9 protein-coding genes are annotated in these 16,775 nt (G+C 59.3%); 4 read left to right on the top strand and 5 right to left on the bottom strand.

Annotated elements, in window-relative coordinates; all coding sequences use genetic code 11:
• Nucleotides 1-72 precede the first annotated feature (72 nt).
• The gene (locus JSY17_RS15380) at nt 73-660 is read left to right on the top strand and encodes a PilZ domain-containing protein (RefSeq protein ID WP_117166548.1); all 588 of its coding nucleotides are present in this window, start codon (nt 73-75) and stop codon (nt 658-660) included.
• 60 nt (nt 661-720) lie between these two features.
• Nucleotides 721-1,443: a glycerophosphodiester phosphodiesterase gene (locus tag JSY17_RS15375; RefSeq protein WP_117166549.1), complete on the top strand. Its 723-nt coding sequence runs from the start codon at nt 721-723 to the stop codon at nt 1,441-1,443.
• A 42-nt stretch (nt 1,444-1,485) separates the two neighbouring features.
• Here the strand turns inward: JSY17_RS15375 and sthA are convergent, their stop codons facing one another.
• From sthA to JSY17_RS15360, 3 genes are all read right to left on the bottom strand, one after another.
• On the bottom strand, nt 1,486-2,880 hold the full coding sequence (gene sthA, locus JSY17_RS15370) for a Si-specific NAD(P)(+) transhydrogenase (RefSeq protein ID WP_117166550.1): 1,395 nt from the start codon (nt 2,878-2,880) through the stop codon (nt 1,486-1,488).
• 166 nt (nt 2,881-3,046) lie between these two features.
• Complete coding sequence (locus tag JSY17_RS15365; RefSeq protein ID WP_206402271.1) at nt 3,047-4,036, bottom strand: FAD:protein FMN transferase; 990 nt, start codon at nt 4,034-4,036, stop codon at nt 3,047-3,049.
• A 26-nt stretch (nt 4,037-4,062) separates the two neighbouring features.
• Nucleotides 4,063-8,631, bottom strand: coding sequence for a dermonecrotic toxin domain-containing protein (locus tag JSY17_RS15360; RefSeq protein WP_206402269.1), 4,569 nt, complete (start codon nt 8,629-8,631; stop codon nt 4,063-4,065).
• 288 nt (nt 8,632-8,919) lie between these two features.
• Between JSY17_RS15360 and tcuC the strand changes: the two genes are divergently transcribed.
• Nucleotides 8,920-10,212 (top strand): MFS transporter, encoded by a 1,293-nt coding sequence (tcuC, locus tag JSY17_RS15355; protein ID WP_117166552.1) that lies wholly within the window; start codon nt 8,920-8,922, stop codon nt 10,210-10,212.
• 60 nt (nt 10,213-10,272) lie between these two features.
• Here tcuC and JSY17_RS15350 read toward each other — a convergent pair whose 3' ends face one another.
• Entirely contained in the window at nt 10,273-11,538 is a 1,266-nt protein-coding gene (locus JSY17_RS15350; RefSeq protein WP_206402267.1) for an MFS transporter, read from the bottom strand.
• 95 nt (nt 11,539-11,633) lie between these two features.
• Nucleotides 11,634-13,097, bottom strand: coding sequence for a glyceraldehyde-3-phosphate dehydrogenase (locus JSY17_RS15345; protein WP_117181313.1), 1,464 nt, complete (start codon nt 13,095-13,097; stop codon nt 11,634-11,636).
• Between the two features lie 215 nt (nt 13,098-13,312).
• On the opposite strand from JSY17_RS15345, the gene mfd reads away from it, so the two are divergent.
• Nucleotides 13,313-16,765 (top strand): transcription-repair coupling factor, encoded by a 3,453-nt coding sequence (gene mfd, locus JSY17_RS15340; protein ID WP_206402265.1) that lies wholly within the window; start codon nt 13,313-13,315, stop codon nt 16,763-16,765.
• The last annotated feature ends 10 nt before the right edge of the window (nt 16,766-16,775 follow it).

Here is a 16,775-nt window from a genome sequence, read left to right as displayed (position 1 = left end):
CCGTGTGGCGGGCCTTGACGTGCAGCTTTACACTCGAAACTCTCTGACCACAGCAGCTACCATGGGTTCGCCATGTCGACACTAGATGAAGAAGAACGCCGCGAATACTACCGTATCGAAGACAGCGTCGCACTGGAAATTAACCCCCTGTCGCAGGCAGATCAAGCCAGCCAGGAAGCCATGCGCGAGACTTCGGCACTGTTCGATCTGCTCAGCGAACTGCATGTCAGCGAGTTCGAATCCCAGCACCTGCTGCGTCAGCTCGACGAGCGTGACCGGGTGCTCAACAGTTTTCTCAAATCGCTGAACAAGCGTATCGACCTGCTGGGCCGGGTTGTTGCCCATACCGCTCTGGGCAAGCTGGGTGCTCCGCAACCGGTGAAACTGTCCGAAGGCGGCCTGCTCTTTACCTCTCGACAGAGCTACACGCCGGGCGAAAAACTGTCGATCAAGATGGTGCTGATGCCCCAGGCTTCAGGCCTGATGCTGCGCGCCACTGTCATTCACTGTAACACTCTGGAAAACGGCGAATTCGATGTCGGCACCGAATTCGTGGACCTGCCGGACGCCCAGCGCCAGTTGCTCGCCCGCCATGTCCTGCAACGCCAGGCCCAGCAACGCCGTCAGGCACTTGAACAAGGCAGTCAGCCCAGAGCCTGAAGCCGTTCCCTTGCACATCTCACATTCATGTAATTGGCGCCTTTGAGGCCAGGAGTAATTGTGACCCTTATCTACGGCCACCGCGGCGCCAAGGGCGAAGCACCGGAAAACACCCTGACCAGCTTTCAGGAATGCCTCAAGCACGGTGTTCGCCGTTGCGAACTGGACCTGCACTTGTCTCGCGACGGGGAACTGATGGTCATTCACGACCCGACCCTCAAGCGCACCACGGATCGGCGCGGCAAGGTCCACGAACATCTGGCCGCCGACCTTGTGACCTACGACGCCCGCAAGGGCGGCCCCGGCTGGGTCACACCCTGCCCGATCCCGCATCTGGAAGAACTGTTCGAGAAATGCGACTTTGAACACTGGCAACTGGAAGTCAAAAGCGCTTCACGCACCCGTGCCGCCAACACCGTGCTGGCGATTCGTGAACTGGCTCAGCGCCATGGCTTGCTGGACAAGGTGACCATCACCTCGAGCTCACGGGAAGTACTGCGCGCCGCTGTCGAACTGACACCGGACATCAGCCGCGGACTGGTCGCCGAATATGCCTGGCTCGACCCGTTGAAGGTCGCCCAGAGCTATGGCTGCGAGATTCTGGCATTGAACTGGACACTGTGCACCCCGGAGCGTCTGCAGAAAGCGCAGCGTCAGGGCTTGCATGTGTCGGTATGGACCGTCAACGAACCTGCGCTGATGCGCAGGCTCGCCGACTTCGGCGTAGACAGCCTGATTACAGACTTTCCCGGTTTGGCCAGCGCCACCCTCGAGAATCGCTGAAATCGGTCTCCCCGGCCGGCTCAGGCCACCGGCCGGAGCCGCTTAAAAAAGCCGGTTCAGACCATCGTAGGCCGCTACCCGATAGGCTTCGGCCATGGTCGGGTAGTTGAAGGTGGTGTTGACGAAATACTTGATCGTATTCGCAGCACCTTCCTGGTTCATGATCGCCTGACCGATGTGCACGATCTCCGAAGCCTGGTCGCCAAAGCAGTGAACGCCCAGGACTTCCAGGGTTTCACGGTGGAACAGGATCTTCAGCATGCCGACCCGCTCACCGGAAATCTGCGCACGGGCCATGCCCTTGAAGAACGCCTTGCCCACTTCGTAAGGCACCCGCGCCTGAGTCAGTTCATGCTCGTTCTTGCCGATCGAGCTGATCTCGGGAATGGTGTAGATGCCGGTCGGCACGTCGTTGACATAACGCCAGCTGCCGTTGTCCACCAGACTGCCCGCTGCCGAACGCCCCTGGTCATAGGCGGCACTGGCCAGACTCGGCCAGCCTATGACATCGCCTGCGCCGTAGATATTGGGAACGCTGGTGCGGTAGTTCTCGTCGACTTCGATCTGACCGCGGCCATTGGCCTTGAGGCCGATGTTCTCCAGACCCAGCTTGTCGGTGTTGCCGGTGCGACCGTTACACCAGAGCAAGGCGTCGGCCTTGATCTTCTTCCCGGACTTGAGGTGCAGGATCACACCGTTATCCAGGCCTTCGACCTTCTCGTACTCTTCGTTATGGCGAACCATCACGTTGTTGTTGCTGAAGTGATAACTCAGCGCCTGGGAAATTTCCGAATCCAGGAAGCTCAGCAACTGATCGCGGTTGTCCACCAGTTCGACCAGCACCCCCAGACCACTGAAGATCGAGGCGTATTCACAGCCGATCACACCGGCACCATAAATGATCAGCTTGCGCGGGGTATGACCCAGGCTGAGGATGGTGTCGCTGTCATAGATACGCTTGTGATTGAAATCGATATCGGCAGGACGATAAGGGCGCGAACCGGTGGCGATGATGACCTGGTTGGCCACCAGCTTTTCGACGACGCCGTTGGCGCATACCACGTCGATGCTGTTTTCGTCGGAGAAGCTGCCGGTGCCGAAGAACACATCCACCCGGTTGCGGGCGTAGTAGCCAGTACGCGAGGCCACTTGCTTGGAAATGACGATTTCAGCGTTCTTCAACACATCCGGGAACGAAAACCAGCGCGGCTCGCCAATGGCACGGAACATCGGGTTGGTGTTGAAGTGAATGATCTGCTTGACCGCATGACGCAATGCCTTGGAAGGAATCGTGCCCAGGTGAGTGCAGTTGCCGCCGACCTGCCGACGGCTGTCGACCATCGCAACCTTGCGTCCCGCCTTGGCGGCATTCATTGCCGCTCCTTCTCCGGCTGGGCCGGAACCCAGTACCACTACGTCGTAGTTGTAGACAGCCATGCGTACTCCTTTAGAACATACCGAGGCGCCACTCTGGCATCTCTGGCTAAATCACGGGGTCCAGTCTAGCGCTGCACCAAGGGGGCGAACATTACCCCTTGGTCGCGCCGAAGGCCACTTTTGTCTGCTTGGCCTCGTTGCAATCGATCATTCTCACGCCATGAGTTCACTGCGACTGCACGGCACACAACCGATCGAACGCCGGATTGCTGCGAATCATAAAACGCTTATCGGCGCGAATCACAAAGAAAGCAGCGATTTGATGCTGTTGTGCGTAATCCCAGCCCCGTTCCGGCCCAAGAATAAGCAACAGAGTAGACAAGCCATCGGCCATCAGAGCCGAAGGATGAATCACCGTCACCGATGCCAGGTCATGATCCACCGGCGCCCCGCTCAACGCATCCAGGGTATGGGAATAGCGGTGCCCTTCATATTCGAAGTAGTGACGGTAATCCCCGGACGTCGAAACACCGCAACCGTCCAGGGCAAAGATCTTCTGCGCGATCTGCTGATCGTCGCGAGGCGCTTCGAGAGCAACCCGCCATGCCGAACCATCGGGCTTGCGCCCTTTCACCTTCAGTTCGCCGGTGACCTGTACCAGATAGTTATGCACGCCCAGCTCATCGAGTCGTGCGGCGATGCGATCTACCGTGTAACCGGCAGCCATGCTGCTCAGGTCTATCTCAACATCGGCATCCTTGCACAAGCGCCGGTTATCGATGCTCAGGTGCCGGTACCCCACTCGCTCATGCGCCCGGGCCAGTTCCCGCGCAGTCGGCACCTGCTGGCCACGGGACTGGGGGCCGAAACCCCACAGGTTCATCAACGGCAGGACCGTCAGGTCGAAAGCGCCCTGCGTTTCACGGGACAGGTGCTCACCGACGCGAACCAGATCAAGCACCGCTGGCGGCATGATCTGGCATTGATTGACCGGCATGACATTGAAACGCTCGACATCCGAATCGCTGCGCCAGGTGGACATCTGCTGGTCGACCTCGGCCAGTATCGCCTCGACTTCGGGCTGGACGACACGTACATCGGGCTGACCGGGGTGGCGCACATAACTCACCGAATAACCGCTGCCCATGGTCGGCCCACCAAAATTCTGCAAGGCAGGCCCCGGATCACAGCCGGCAATGGCACCGGAAAACAGCATGAGCACAGACCTGCCCAGCCACACCCTCATGGACTCAGCACCAGGAAAAGGCGCTGTGCGACGTCCCTGCCAATGGCACTGCGATAGATATTGACCACGTCCTTTGCCCCTCCCGAGCTTTTGATCAGTGACTTGTAACCGATCATCCTCTGCTCGGGCAATTTCAGGTGAGCCGCCGTGAATGCCTGGGCGCTGTCCGTTTCGTTTCTGTAGTGGAAATGCGCCCACCATAACAACCGGTTGTCCTTGTCACGAATCGCATACTCCTGCAGAAAGTCATCACGCCTGGCACCCGACATGTTTTTCCTGCCCTCGAAAGAGGAAATGTTGATTTCGCCCTGGCGATGCAGATAGCTGATACGTGCGGCTGTCGGCGGCTGAGACTTGATCATGGTGATACGCAGTCTGCGGCCTTCTGCCGTAAGACGGGCTGCGGCATCGCGCAACTGCGCGGCACTCGAGATCATCTGTTGCGACAGATTTTCAGATGTCCTGGCGCTTTCGGTCATCTGCTCGGCAAGCGCAATCAGCTTGCCCGCCTTGAAAACCAGAATGTCTTCGATATCTTCGGGCTCATAGGCCTGTGTGGCCTGCGAGCGGGCCTTTTCGAGGGCAGGCTCCACTTCAAGCAGAAATGTACGGGCGCGTCTTTGCAACTCACTTGCCGATACCGGTCGGGCACCGGGAGTTGGCCTTTCGGGTCGGGCGGTCTGCATTTCCACCCATTGACCATCCGCATGCCGGTGCCAGGAACTGATCACCTGGCCAGTCTGCGTATTCATGACATCGGCGACTTCACCCGGAAAACTCTTGTCGTCGCGGCGTACATGCCCGACAAAGGAGCGATGATTTCGGGTCCTGATGACCCTCTTGTCAGGCTGCGCGACCCGCGGCACATATTCGACCACGGCGGGCGAAGGCTCGACGTTTTCCTGAATCAGCTTCGCCAGCTGGGTTTGAGTCCTCTCGCACAGCATATTGAGCTCGCGCCTGAAGCTCTCCAGGTACTGAACCTGATCCCCGGTGAAGAGTCCGGCATCGACATCGTCAGCAATCCCTCTGGCCTTGTGATACTCGCGCAAGACACTTTCCAGAACATCGATTCGTTCGGCCAGCGAATAGTCGTTGGGCCTTTCAAGCTCGGCATGAGACGCGAACGCGCCATTCAAGCCCATGTCGTTGCGCAACTCCTTGAAAGGCCGAAACTCTTCATTGGCTGTCATGTGCTCTCTGCTGAAACACAGCTCCAGGTACGACATCATGTGCTGGAAACTCCACTCGAGGTTGGAGAACAGCTTGCCTTGATAAAGCGTCGTAACCTGCTTGCGCCAGAACTCTTCGCCCACCTTGGGCACCGCGCGCAGCTTCTCCCAGAGCGATTCGCGAATCTGCGACCAGTGCATGCCCTTTTCCTGCCTGTTCGACAGCGACTTGAACAGTCCCAGATAGGTTTCGATATTTTCATCCGAGAGCACGCTCCCGGTACCGGCCATTTTCGCGATTTCGGTGCCGGCCAGGATGCCGTTCTCGGCCGCCAGCCGACCTTCCAGAAACTCCAGATAGATCGTGACCCGTGCAATATCCTGTGCCCTCTGTCGCTCGGGAGGTCGATCTCCTGCCCGCAACTGCTCCCACAGATTCATCCGCTGCTTCAATAGCTCGACCTCTTCGCCCATTGCGCTTTCGAGACGGTCGAAAAAAAGCTGCCGCACTTCACCGGTGGCCGTATTCAGATGCGCGTTGTAGCCTGTGATCCTGTTCACCAGTTCCGTTTCGCGCCCATCGAGCTCTGCCAGGCTCTGATTGATACGGGTCAGATTCTCTGCGTTCTGCCGGGCCATCTGGCGAATGTTTTTCTTCGGCCCGCCACCACGCAGATGCAGCCCCAGATCCAGATGCCATTCCTGGCCATCGTGCCTGAGCCAGGGACCGGGCACCTCTGGACTGTCGGGACGCACGACACGCACTCCATCCTCCCCGACCGTAACCCGAAACAGGTCGCTGCCGACTCTGGCCAGCCAGAGGTCATTGAAGCTGTAGAGACCGGCATACGTCCCCGAGGCAACAGGATTGCCGGGGACAGTTGCAGGCCGGATCTTGAATTTTTCCAGCTCCAGACGCTGTGCTCCGCTGAGTCGATTGCCGGGTTGCGACCAGGAAAAGTCGAGCACGGTCCGCACATCGCTCAACAAGCTCCCGGCAACGGCAGGAGCCTGACGAACGGTTACAGGATCGGCTGCCATAACCGGCTCTGCCAGCATCCGCCTGGTGGCAAGCCTATTCACGGATGCCAGGTTATTGAGAGAAACCCCGGAATGCAGCAAGATCAGCGAGATATTGAGCAACAGGCCGGCAAGCTGTGCCGAGCCCCCTTCATTCTCCGAAACGGGTCTGGAAAGTTGCTGATCGACGCCGGACAACAGTTGCTCGAGCCACAAGGCATTGGCAAACGGCCCGCTGAACAGCGGCAGCACGGTATTGAGCAAGAGCCAGCCGCCTTCCTTGAACAGCGCCCAGCGACTTTCAGCATTGGAAACAGCATTGCGGTCTGCCAGTTCGATCAGCGCCCGGGCATTGGCATTGAACAGGCCGAGCATGATGTCGCCCCGCAGAACATCGGTGCCCAGCACCGCTGGCTGGGGTTTTTCCAGGGGGGCGGAATCCGAGCCCAGACCAAAGCGAACGATATGTGGCTCATCAAAACCGCCATTGGCATAAACCGGACGCGCACTGTCACTCAACCAGACCAGTATGTTGTTTTGCAATGCTCCGGGTTGTTTGACCGCCGCAAGCAACGCCGACCAGTTGGCAAACTCGGTCAGTGGGGTATGGGCAAAAGGCCTGTAAAGCACATGCGGCCCGACAGCGTTATCCTGCGGGCCGATCACGAACATATTGGCCACCACATCGGCCCGATGTCCCGCCTGACGAACGAAGGAAAGGGGTCGCAGGACGATTGGCCGAGTGCCAACACGTCGCTCGGTCACACTTGTCTGCATGATGGCGCAAACGGATTGATAAGCCCTCTGGCTCAGATCGCCCTTGATCTTCTGCTCCAGCGCCTGCAAAGGCAGCTGGAGACGCAACTGAGCGGCAAACAAGGCCTCGCGCCGCTGCGCTTCGGCGGTGTCAGTCACCAGATAGCGCTTGAGCAGATCCGGATAAACCTGGCCGATATCGACGCGCACGGTAAGCTCTTTCAGATACTCCCCCGTCATCCAGTGCGGCAATGGTTTTCCATCCGTGCGATAGACCTTGATTTCCCCAGCAGGCAGCCCGGCAAGATTTTCCAGAGCGAACTCGGGAAATGTCATGATCACCGGTTCGACACCTCCGGATACAACAACCTGACCGCCTGACGGCACAGCGATAGCAGTGACCTTGTTTATTCGCACTTGAATCTGTTCGGGCAGAAAGTCCACTCCGTCGAGGTGATCCTGAGCGATGGCCATGGCCAGGGATCGGGACGCGAATTCAAGAATCGGCGGCAGCCCTTCATTGAAGGAGTGGCCCCCGGAACGCTTCTGGGTCACCGCCAGATCGACCATCAGGCGACTGTACTGATTGCGGTCCGCTTCCTGCGCGTTTCTCATCCACAGCGGCAAACGCTCGATATCCAGCGCCGAAGAACGAGCGGATTCCACCTCAAAGAGTCCGCAGATGTCGGTCAGCGCTGCCAGTGAATGTTCCAGACGATCAAGATCATAGCCCGGGCTGCTTTCGAGCCCCTGGATGCCCACCAGCTGGTTCTCCAGCAATGCCATGGCCAGCACGCCGAAAATGTCGTCTTCCGGCTCATGGGCGGTCCACTGCACGTTCAGTTTCTCCACCTGATCATCCAGCAGATACGCCAGGCTTCGCTCCCAGGCGCTGAACGTCGGCCAGCTCTGGTAGCGACCCGACAGCTGATACATCAGGACCTGCTCATTGCCCTTCCGAGTGTTGAAAATGACCAGGGCCGGCAGGATCACCGATTTAGAGTCGGGTCCGCCGACCTGCAAGCGAATAATGCAGGTACTGGGCAGAGGCCGCTGTACAGCCAACCGTTCACGCTCGGCTTTTTCCGGAAACAGGGCGACATCGTGCAACCATTTCCTGGCCATGGGCGACTGCTCACGGGAAGGCGTTGTGCTCAGTTCATCGAGCAAGACCTGCTTGATCCGCCCCGCCAGCCACTCCCAGCGGCTGCGGCAACCGACAGACTCTTCAGTGCACTCGCTCCAGTAATTGACCAGTGCCAGCTTGAAGGTTTCGAACAGACCGAGCGCTACCCGGTTCAGCAAAGCACTGACGTCGGACATTTCTACAGACAACGGGCCTGCCGCCCCCAGCAGCATGTGCTGTGCGCTGCTCCACTTCACGCTGGACTGGGCTGCGAAATGCTCCAGCAGACAGTCGACAAGGGGTTGAGCCTCTTGTGAGGCTGAAGATGAGAGACGTGTTGCGGTCGTCTTGCGGGAGACGACTGCCGTCTGCGGGTCGATCTGCAATGTCGGGTACAACTGACGCAGCTCCTGACGCAAGGTTGCGACAGCGACCCGACGCAAGGTCGGGCGAGCGGCAAATTGTTCTGCAACATCGAATGCAATAGTCATATGAAATCGGCTCACTTGTTTGATGGCCATCTGCAAGCCAGAGGCCCAGGCGCTATTTCAATGAGCTAAAGCCATATGCCCCCTCCCCGAGACATAAACAAATACCCCATACAGTCATGATCGACCTCGCATTTCAAAAGACTGTCATGCAGTGGAAGGTTGTTTTCGAAGGCGTTTACACATATGGTTACAATTATGCGTCAGGTGCGGGCTTGAGCCTTCACCGGTGCAAAGCAGGACATAAATACAACGGATCCCCTAGCTATACAGCCTAAGTGAGTATTTCCAATGGCCTCAAACACAGGCAAGGGCAAGGCGATTTTTCGCGTTGTCAGCGGTAACTTTCTTGAAATGTTCGACTTCATGGTCTACGGCTTCTACGCCACAGCCATCGCCAAGACCTTCTTCCCTGCCGACAGCGCATTCGCGTCCCTGATGCTTTCGCTGGCTACCTTTGGTGCCGGCTTCCTGATGCGCCCTCTGGGTGCGATTTTCCTGGGTGCCTACATTGACCGTCACGGTCGCCGCAAAGGGCTGATCATCACGTTGGCGCTGATGGCTCTGGGCACTGTGTTGATCGCCTGCGTACCGGGTTACGCAACCCTGGGCGTTGCCGCTCCCCTGCTGGTTCTGCTGGGCCGTCTGCTGCAGGGCTTCTCCGCGGGCGTGGAGCTGGGTGGCGTTTCGGTCTATCTGGCGGAAATTTCCACGCCGGGTCGCAAAGGTTTCTTCGTCAGCTGGCAGTCGGCCAGTCAACAGGCTGCCGTGGTTTTCGCCGGCCTGCTGGGCGTCGGCCTCAACCATTGGCTCAGCCCTGATCAGATGGGCGAATGGGGCTGGCGCGTGCCGTTCCTGGTGGGCTGCCTGATCGTACCGGCCATCTTCATCATCCGCCGCTCCCTGGAAGAGTCGCCCGAGTTCGAGGCCCGTACCCATCGTCCGAACCTGAGCGAAGTCATGCGCTCCATCAGCCAGAACTTCGGCCTGGTGCTGGGCGGTATGGCGCTGGTCGTGATGACCACCGTGTCCTTCTACCTGATCACTGCCTACACCCCGACCTTCGGCAAGAACGAACTGCATCTGTCGGACATCGACAGCCTGCTGGTAACGGTCTGCGTGGGCGTGTCCAACTTTATCTGGCTGCCGATCATGGGTTCGTTCTCCGACCGTATCGGGCGCAAGCCACTCCTGATCGCTGCAACCGTGCTGGCCATCGCAACAGCCTATCCGGCCCTGTCGTGGCTGGTGGCACACCCGAGCTTCGGCAATCTGCTGATGGTGGAGCTGTGGTTCTCGTTCCTGTATGGCTCTTATAACGGCGCCATGGTGGTAGCCCTGACCGAAATCATGCCGGTAGACGTTCGCACCACCGGTTTCTCCCTGGCCTACAGCCTGGCGACTGCAACCTTCGGTGGCTTCACCCCGGCGGCATGTACCTACCTGATCCATGTACTGGACAACAAGGCTGCGCCTGGTATCTGGCTGACCGGCGCTGCGATCCTGGGCCTGATCGCAACACTGGTGCTGTTCCGCAAGGGCGGACACAAACTGCAAACCCCGGGTGTTACAGCTACAGCCTGATCAGCACTGTAGCAACGCAACATCACAATGCCCCGACCCGGTGTCGGGGCATTTTCGTTTTCAGACCTTGAGCTTCCAGGGCCTGAAACTCAGCCACAGCAACACACCCGGCAACTGCAAGGCAATCATCAGGCCCAGCGACCACTGATAAGCCTCCACCGGGTGCCCTGCCCCCTCGCCCATCGGCCATAGATTCAGCACGATCCCCATCAGCCATTGCAGGAAAAACGCGAGTACGAATACCACCAGGTTGAAGGACGAACTCACTCGTCCCGCCAGTTCGGGTGCAACCGACTGGGCAACGATGGCGTAGTTCATGGTGGTGGACGTACCAAAAAAGCTGAACCCCATGGCAATCAGGTACGGTGAAACCGGCAAGCCGCTGGCCATGAGCATCTGGAAGACGATAAAGATCACCATCCCCGCACCGCAGACCATGATCGGCTGCACCCCGAAACGGCGCAGATAATCGGTTATGGCACCAAACGCCAGAGAACCGGCAACCATGGCGACAGTGCCGAACAGCAACACGCTGGCCATACCCGAATCACTCAGACCGGCCATATCGCGCAACCACGGTCCCATCCACAACGACAGCACCGACATGTAAATCGCATGGGCGAATACCGAGTACAGAGCCAGGCGCCAGAAGGTCCATGACGAATAGAGCTTGCCCACGGCAGCGAACATATCGGAGTAACGCGTGCTCCTGGCTTCGTAAGTCCGGGGGACGCTGACGTGAATGATCACGGCGACACAAAAAGTCAGCAACGCCAGAATCAGAAACGCTTCACGCCAGGTGAACCAACTGAGCAGCACATGCAAGGGCGTCGTTGAAGCCATGGCACCCAGCCCGCCAATCGACAGCAGGCAAGCCGTACTCAAGGGCAGACGCTCAGGCGGCAACCAGATGGCGCAGGCCTTGATGGCACTCATCAGCGAACCCGCCACCCCCAGGCCGATCAGGCCGCGCCCCACCAGCAGACCCGCTTCGGTGCTGGATATGCTGAAAATCACCGCACCCAGTACCGCGAGCAGCAGCATCGGCGCCTGCACGCTGCGAGGACCGTAACGATCGAGCATGACACCCAGCGGAATCTGCGCTGCCGCGAAGGTCAGGAAATAGGCCCCCGTCAACAATCCCAGACTGCTCGCAGGCAGGCTCAGGTCCGTCTGCAGATCGACGTAGATCACGGCATTGACCGTACGGAACATGTAAGAGACGAAGTGCCCCAGGCCAAAAGGGATGAAAATCGTCAGAAACAACATGAAAAAACTGCTTTTGAGCTGTTTCTGCGCACAATCCATTGTCGAACCACCGCTCATCAAGCGACTCTCCATAAACAAAACGGGCCGAAACCTGTAGATACAGGATTCGGCCCGTTTGGGGAACTGCCCGGCAAGACCGGGCAATTACATCATTACTGCGGGAAGGCTGGCGGGTTGACGCCGGCGATATCTTCCATGACGCGAACAACCTGGCAGCTGTAACCGAATTCGTTGTCGTACCAGACGTACAGAACAACGCGGTTGTCATTGACGATGGTTGCTTCGCCATCCACGACACCAGCGTGGCGCGAGCCAACGAAGTCGGTGGAAACCACTTCCTGCGAGTTCACGAAATCGATCTGCTTGTGCAGGTCCGAGTGCAGCGCCATGTGACGCAGGTACTCGTTCATTTCTTCGCGGCTGGTGGCTTTCTCGAGGTTGAGGTTGAGAATGGCCATGGAAACGTTCGGCGTCGGAACGCGGATCGCGTTACCGGTCAGCTTGCCGGCCAGTTCAGGCAGAGCCTTGGCAGCAGCAGTGGCAGCACCGGTTTCGGTGATGACCATGTTCAGCGCCGCGCTGCGGCCACGACGATCGCCCTTGTGGAAGTTGTCGATCAGGTTCTGGTCGTTGGTGTACGAGTGAACCGTTTCAACGTGACCGTTGACGATACCGAACTTGTCGTTGACAGCCTTGAGCACCGGCACGATGGCGTTGGTGGTGCAGGATGCAGCGGACACGATCTTGTCGTCGGCCGTGATTTCACCGTGGTTGATACCGTGCACGATGTTCTTCAGCTTGCCCTTGCCAGGCGCGGTCAGAACAACGCGGTCGATACCCGGGCATGCCAGATGCTGGCCCAGACCGTCGGCATCACGCCATACACCGGTGTTGTCCACCAGCAGGGCGTCCTTGATACCGTACTGGGTGTAATCCACCTCGGCAGGGTTCTTGGCGTAGATGATCTGGATCAGGTTGCCGTTGGCAGTCAGGGTGCTGTTGGCTTCGTCGATGGTGATGGTGCCGTCGAAAGGACCATGTACCGAGTCACGACGCAGCAGGCTGGCACGCTTGACCAGATCGTTTTCCGCGCCTTTGCGGACAACGATGGCACGCAGGCGCAGGCCTTCGCCACCACCGGTCTTCTCGATCAGGATACGGGCCAGCAGGCGACCGATACGACCGAAACCGTAAAGCACGACGTCAGTGCCTTTGGCCGGAGTGGCGTTTTTCTTGCCAACGACACTGGCCAGTTCGTCACGCACGAACTGCTCGGCGGAACGGCCATTGCCTTCGGTCTTGAATTTCACGGCCAGCTTGCCCAGGTCCACCGAAGCGGCACCCAGCTCAAGCTCGCTCATCGCTTTGACGAGCGGGAAAGTTTCGTGCACGGACAACTCAAGTGCATCGGACTGGCGATGACGGGCAAAGCGGTGAGCTTTGAGAATCGCGATGACTGAACGGTTGATCAGGCTGCGGCCATAGATCGAACTCACCACATTGTTATTGCGGTAGAGCTGGCCGATAAGCGGAATCATCGCCTCGGCGAGCGCTTCACGATCGATCCATTCACCAAGACACTGGTCGGGCTTCTGAGTCACGGGAACCTTCCACATGTAGGGGCTGAAAAAAGGGGCTACATTATGCCGCCGCCTTTGTTTATGAGCAATGCGCCGTTGTCAGATCAACGCGCACTACATTTTGTTCCTCATATGAACGACAAATCGCCGCGCCGGGCTTTTATGCTTCAAGCTGACCTGAAAACTGACAGCCAGTACCTTACCCCGGTACAATCGCCGCCCCTGTCGCAACGCCTGGAGCCTGACCTTCCGTGCCCGTTCTGCGTCTACCGCTTCTTCCTGCCGCTGCCGGCAAACAACACTGGGGCAATCTTCCCGGTGCCGCACTGAGCCTGGCTATTGCCGAGGCAGCCAGCGCCGCCAAGCGCTTCACCCTGCTTTTGACCGCCGACAGCCAGAGCGCCGAGCGGCTGGAGCAGGAACTGAGGTTCTTCGCGCCGACACTGCCGGTCCTGCATTTTCCGGACTGGGAAACCCTGCCCTACGACCTGTTCTCGCCGCATCAGGACATCATTTCCCAGCGTATCGCCAGCCTCTACAACCTGCCGGAACTGGATCATGGCGTATTGGTAGTTCCCATCACCACCGCCCTACATCGGCTGGCCCCGACCAAATTCCTGCTGGGCAGCAGCCTGGTACTGGATGTCGGCCAGAAGCTCGATGTCGAAGCCATGCGCACACGCCTGGAGGCCAGTGGGTATCGCTATGTCGATACGGTGTACGAACATGGCGAGTTCACCGTGCGCGGCGCGTTGATTGATCTGTTTCCGATGGGCAGCAAGGTGCCGTACCGGATCGACCTGTTCGACGACGAAATCGAAACCCTGCGCACCTTCGATCCCGACACGCAACGCTCCATAGACAAGGTCGAGTCGGTCCGCCTGCTGCCGGCCCGGGAGTTTCCGTTGCAGAAAGAAGAAGTCACACGCTTCAAGGCGCGCTTTCGCGAGCGCTTCGACGTGGACTTCCGACGCAGTACGATCTTCCAGGACCTGAGCAGCGGCATCACGCCAGCCGGGATCGAGTACTACATTCCGCTGTTCTTCGAGGAAACCTCGACCCTGTTCGACTACCTGCCCCAGGACACCCAGGTGTTCTCGCTGCCGGGCATCGAACAGGCCGCCGAAAACTTCTGGAACGATGTACGCAACCGCTACGAAGAGCGTCGCATCGACCCGGATCGCCCGCTGCTGCCGCCTGCCGAGCTGTTCCTGCCGGTGGAAGACTGCTTTTCACGCCTCAAGAGCTGGCCGCGAGTGGTTGCCAGCCAGCAGGATGTCGAGCCCGGTGTCGGTCGCGAACGCTTCCCGGCCCAGGGGCTGCCGGATCTGGCCATCGAGGCCAAGGCCAGCCAGCCGTTGGCCGCGCTGTCGACCTTTCTCGACGAATTCCCCGGTCGCGTGCTGTTCACCGCAGAATCCGCCGGACGCCGCGAAGTGCTGCTGGAGCTGCTGGATCGCCTGAAACTGCGTCCCAGGACCGTCGATAGCTGGCTGGACTTCGTCAATGGCAAGGACCGGCTGGCAATCACCATCGCACCTCTGGATGAAGGTCTGGTGCTGGAACAACCGGCACTGGCCCTGGTGGCCGAAAGCCCGTTGTTCGGGCAGCGGGTCATGCAGCGCCGACGCCGTGAAAAGCGCAACGACAACGGCAATAACGATGCGGTGATCAAGAACCTCACCGAACTGCGCGAAGGCGCGCCGGTGGTGCACATCGATCATGGCGTTGGTCGCTACCTCGGGCTGGCGACGCTGGAAGTCGAAAATCAGGTCGCCGAGTTCCTGATGCTGGCCTATGCCGAAGACGCCAAGCTCTATGTACCGGTCGCCAACCTGCACCTGATCGCCCGCTACACCGGCAGCGACGACGAAAATGCGCCGCTGCACCGCCTGGGCTCGGAAACCTGGCAGAAAGCCAAGCGCAAGGCCGCCGAGCAGGTGCGCGATGTAGCCGCCGAGCTGCTGGACATCTACGCTCGCCGGGCTGCCCGCGAAGGCTATGCCTTCCAGGACCCGAAAGCCGATTACGCAACGTTCAGCGCCGGTTTCCCGTTCGAGGAAACACCGGACCAGCAGACCACCATCGAAGCGGTCCGCGCCGACATGCTGGCGCCCAAGCCCATGGACCGGCTGGTCTGCGGCGATGTGGGTTTCGGCAAGACCGAAGTGGCGATGCGCGCCGCATTCATTGCCGTACACGGCGGACGTCAGGTAGCGATTCTGGTGCCCACCACCCTGCTCGCCCAGCAGCATTACAACAGCTTCCGCGACCGCTTTGCCGACTGGCCAGTCCGGGTAGAAGTCATGAGCCGTTTCAAGTCCGCCAAGGACGTGAGCGCTGCCGTGGCCGATCTGGCCGAGGGCAAGATCGATATCGTCATCGGCACCCACAAGCTGCTGCAGGACGATGTAAAAATCAAGAATCTGGGGCTGGTGATCATCGACGAAGAGCACCGCTTCGGAGTACGCCAGAAAGAACAGCTCAAGGCCCTACGCAGTGAAGTCGATATCCTGACCCTCACCGCGACACCGATCCCGCGTACGCTGAACATGGCCGTGTCGGGCATGCGCGATCTGTCGATCATCGCCACACCACCAGCCCGCAGACTGTCGGTCCGCACCTTTGTCATGGAGCAGAACAAGCCGACCATCAAGGAAGCGCTGTTGCGCGAGCTGCTGCGCGGCGGTCAGGTCTACTACCTGCACAACGACGTCAAGACCATCGAGAAATGCGCCGCCGATCTGGCCGAACTGGTGCCCGAGGCACGTATCGGTATCGGGCACGGCCAGATGCGCGAGCGCGAACTCGAACAGGTGATGAGCGACTTCTACCACAAGCGCTTCAACGTACTGATCGCCTCGACCATCATCGAGACCGGCATCGACGTGCCCAGCGCCAACACCATCATCATCGAGCGCGCCGACAAGTTCGGTCTGGCGCAGTTGCACCAGTTGCGCGGCCGGGTCGGACGCAGTCATCACCAGGCTTATGCCTATCTGCTGACGCCACCACGCAAGCAGATCACCCCCGATGCCGAGAAGCGCCTGGAAGCCATCGCCAACACCCAGGACCTGGGCGCAGGTTTTGTACTGGCCACCAACGATCTGGAAATCCGCGGCGCAGGCGAACTGCTGGGCGACGGTCAGAGCGGCCAGATCCAGGCCGTCGGCTTCACCCTGTACATGGAAATGCTCGAACGCGCCGTCAAGTCGATCCGCAAGGGCGAACAGCCGAACCTCGATCAGCCGCTGGGCGGCGGCCCGGAAATCAACCTGCGGGTTCCGGCACTGATTCCCGAATCGTACCTGCCGGACGTGCATACCCGCCTGATCCTCTACAAGCGCATTGCCAACGCTGCCGACGAGGATGGCCTCAAGGACCTGCAGGTGGAGATGATCGACCGCTTCGGCCTGCTGCCCGAACCCACCAAGAGCCTGATACGCATCACGCAGCTCAAGCTGCATGCCGAGAAACTGGGCATCCGCAAGATCGATGCCGGGCCTCAGGGTGGACGTCTGGAGTTCGCAGCCGATACCCCGGTTGACCCGCTGACCCTGATCAAACTGATCCAGAGCCAGCCCAACCGCTACAAGTTCGAAGGTGCCACACTCTTCAAATTCATGGTCCCCATGGAGCGCCCCGACGAGCGCTTCAATACGATCGAAGCGCTGCTTGAGCGCCTGACCCCGAAAACTGCTTGAAGGATTCATC

The sequence above is a fragment of the Pseudomonas capsici genome, from assembly GCF_017165765.1.
GTDB classification, from domain to species: Bacteria; Pseudomonadota; Gammaproteobacteria; order Pseudomonadales; family Pseudomonadaceae; genus Aquipseudomonas; species Aquipseudomonas capsici.
Note: the sequence above shows the minus strand (reverse complement) of the source record. Positions and strands in the feature narration are given on the sequence as shown.

Coding starts and splice junctions, on each gene's coding strand:
- JSY17_RS15345 (WP_117181313.1), bottom strand. CDS start 13,097: ATGTGGAAGGTTCCCGTGACTCAGAAGCCCGACCAGTGTCTTGGTGAA.
- JSY17_RS15380 (WP_117166548.1), top strand. CDS start 73: ATGTCGACACTAGATGAAGAAGAACGCCGCGAATACTACCGTATCGAA.
- JSY17_RS15350 (WP_206402267.1), bottom strand. CDS start 11,538: ATGAGCGGTGGTTCGACAATGGATTGTGCGCAGAAACAGCTCAAAAGC.
- tcuC (WP_117166552.1), top strand. CDS start 8,920: ATGGCCTCAAACACAGGCAAGGGCAAGGCGATTTTTCGCGTTGTCAGC.
- sthA (WP_117166550.1), bottom strand. CDS start 2,880: ATGGCTGTCTACAACTACGACGTAGTGGTACTGGGTTCCGGCCCAGCC.
- JSY17_RS15365 (WP_206402271.1), bottom strand. CDS start 4,036: ATGCTGTTTTCCGGTGCCATTGCCGGCTGTGATCCGGGGCCTGCCTTG.
- JSY17_RS15360 (WP_206402269.1), bottom strand. CDS start 8,631: ATGACTATTGCATTCGATGTTGCAGAACAATTTGCCGCTCGCCCGACC.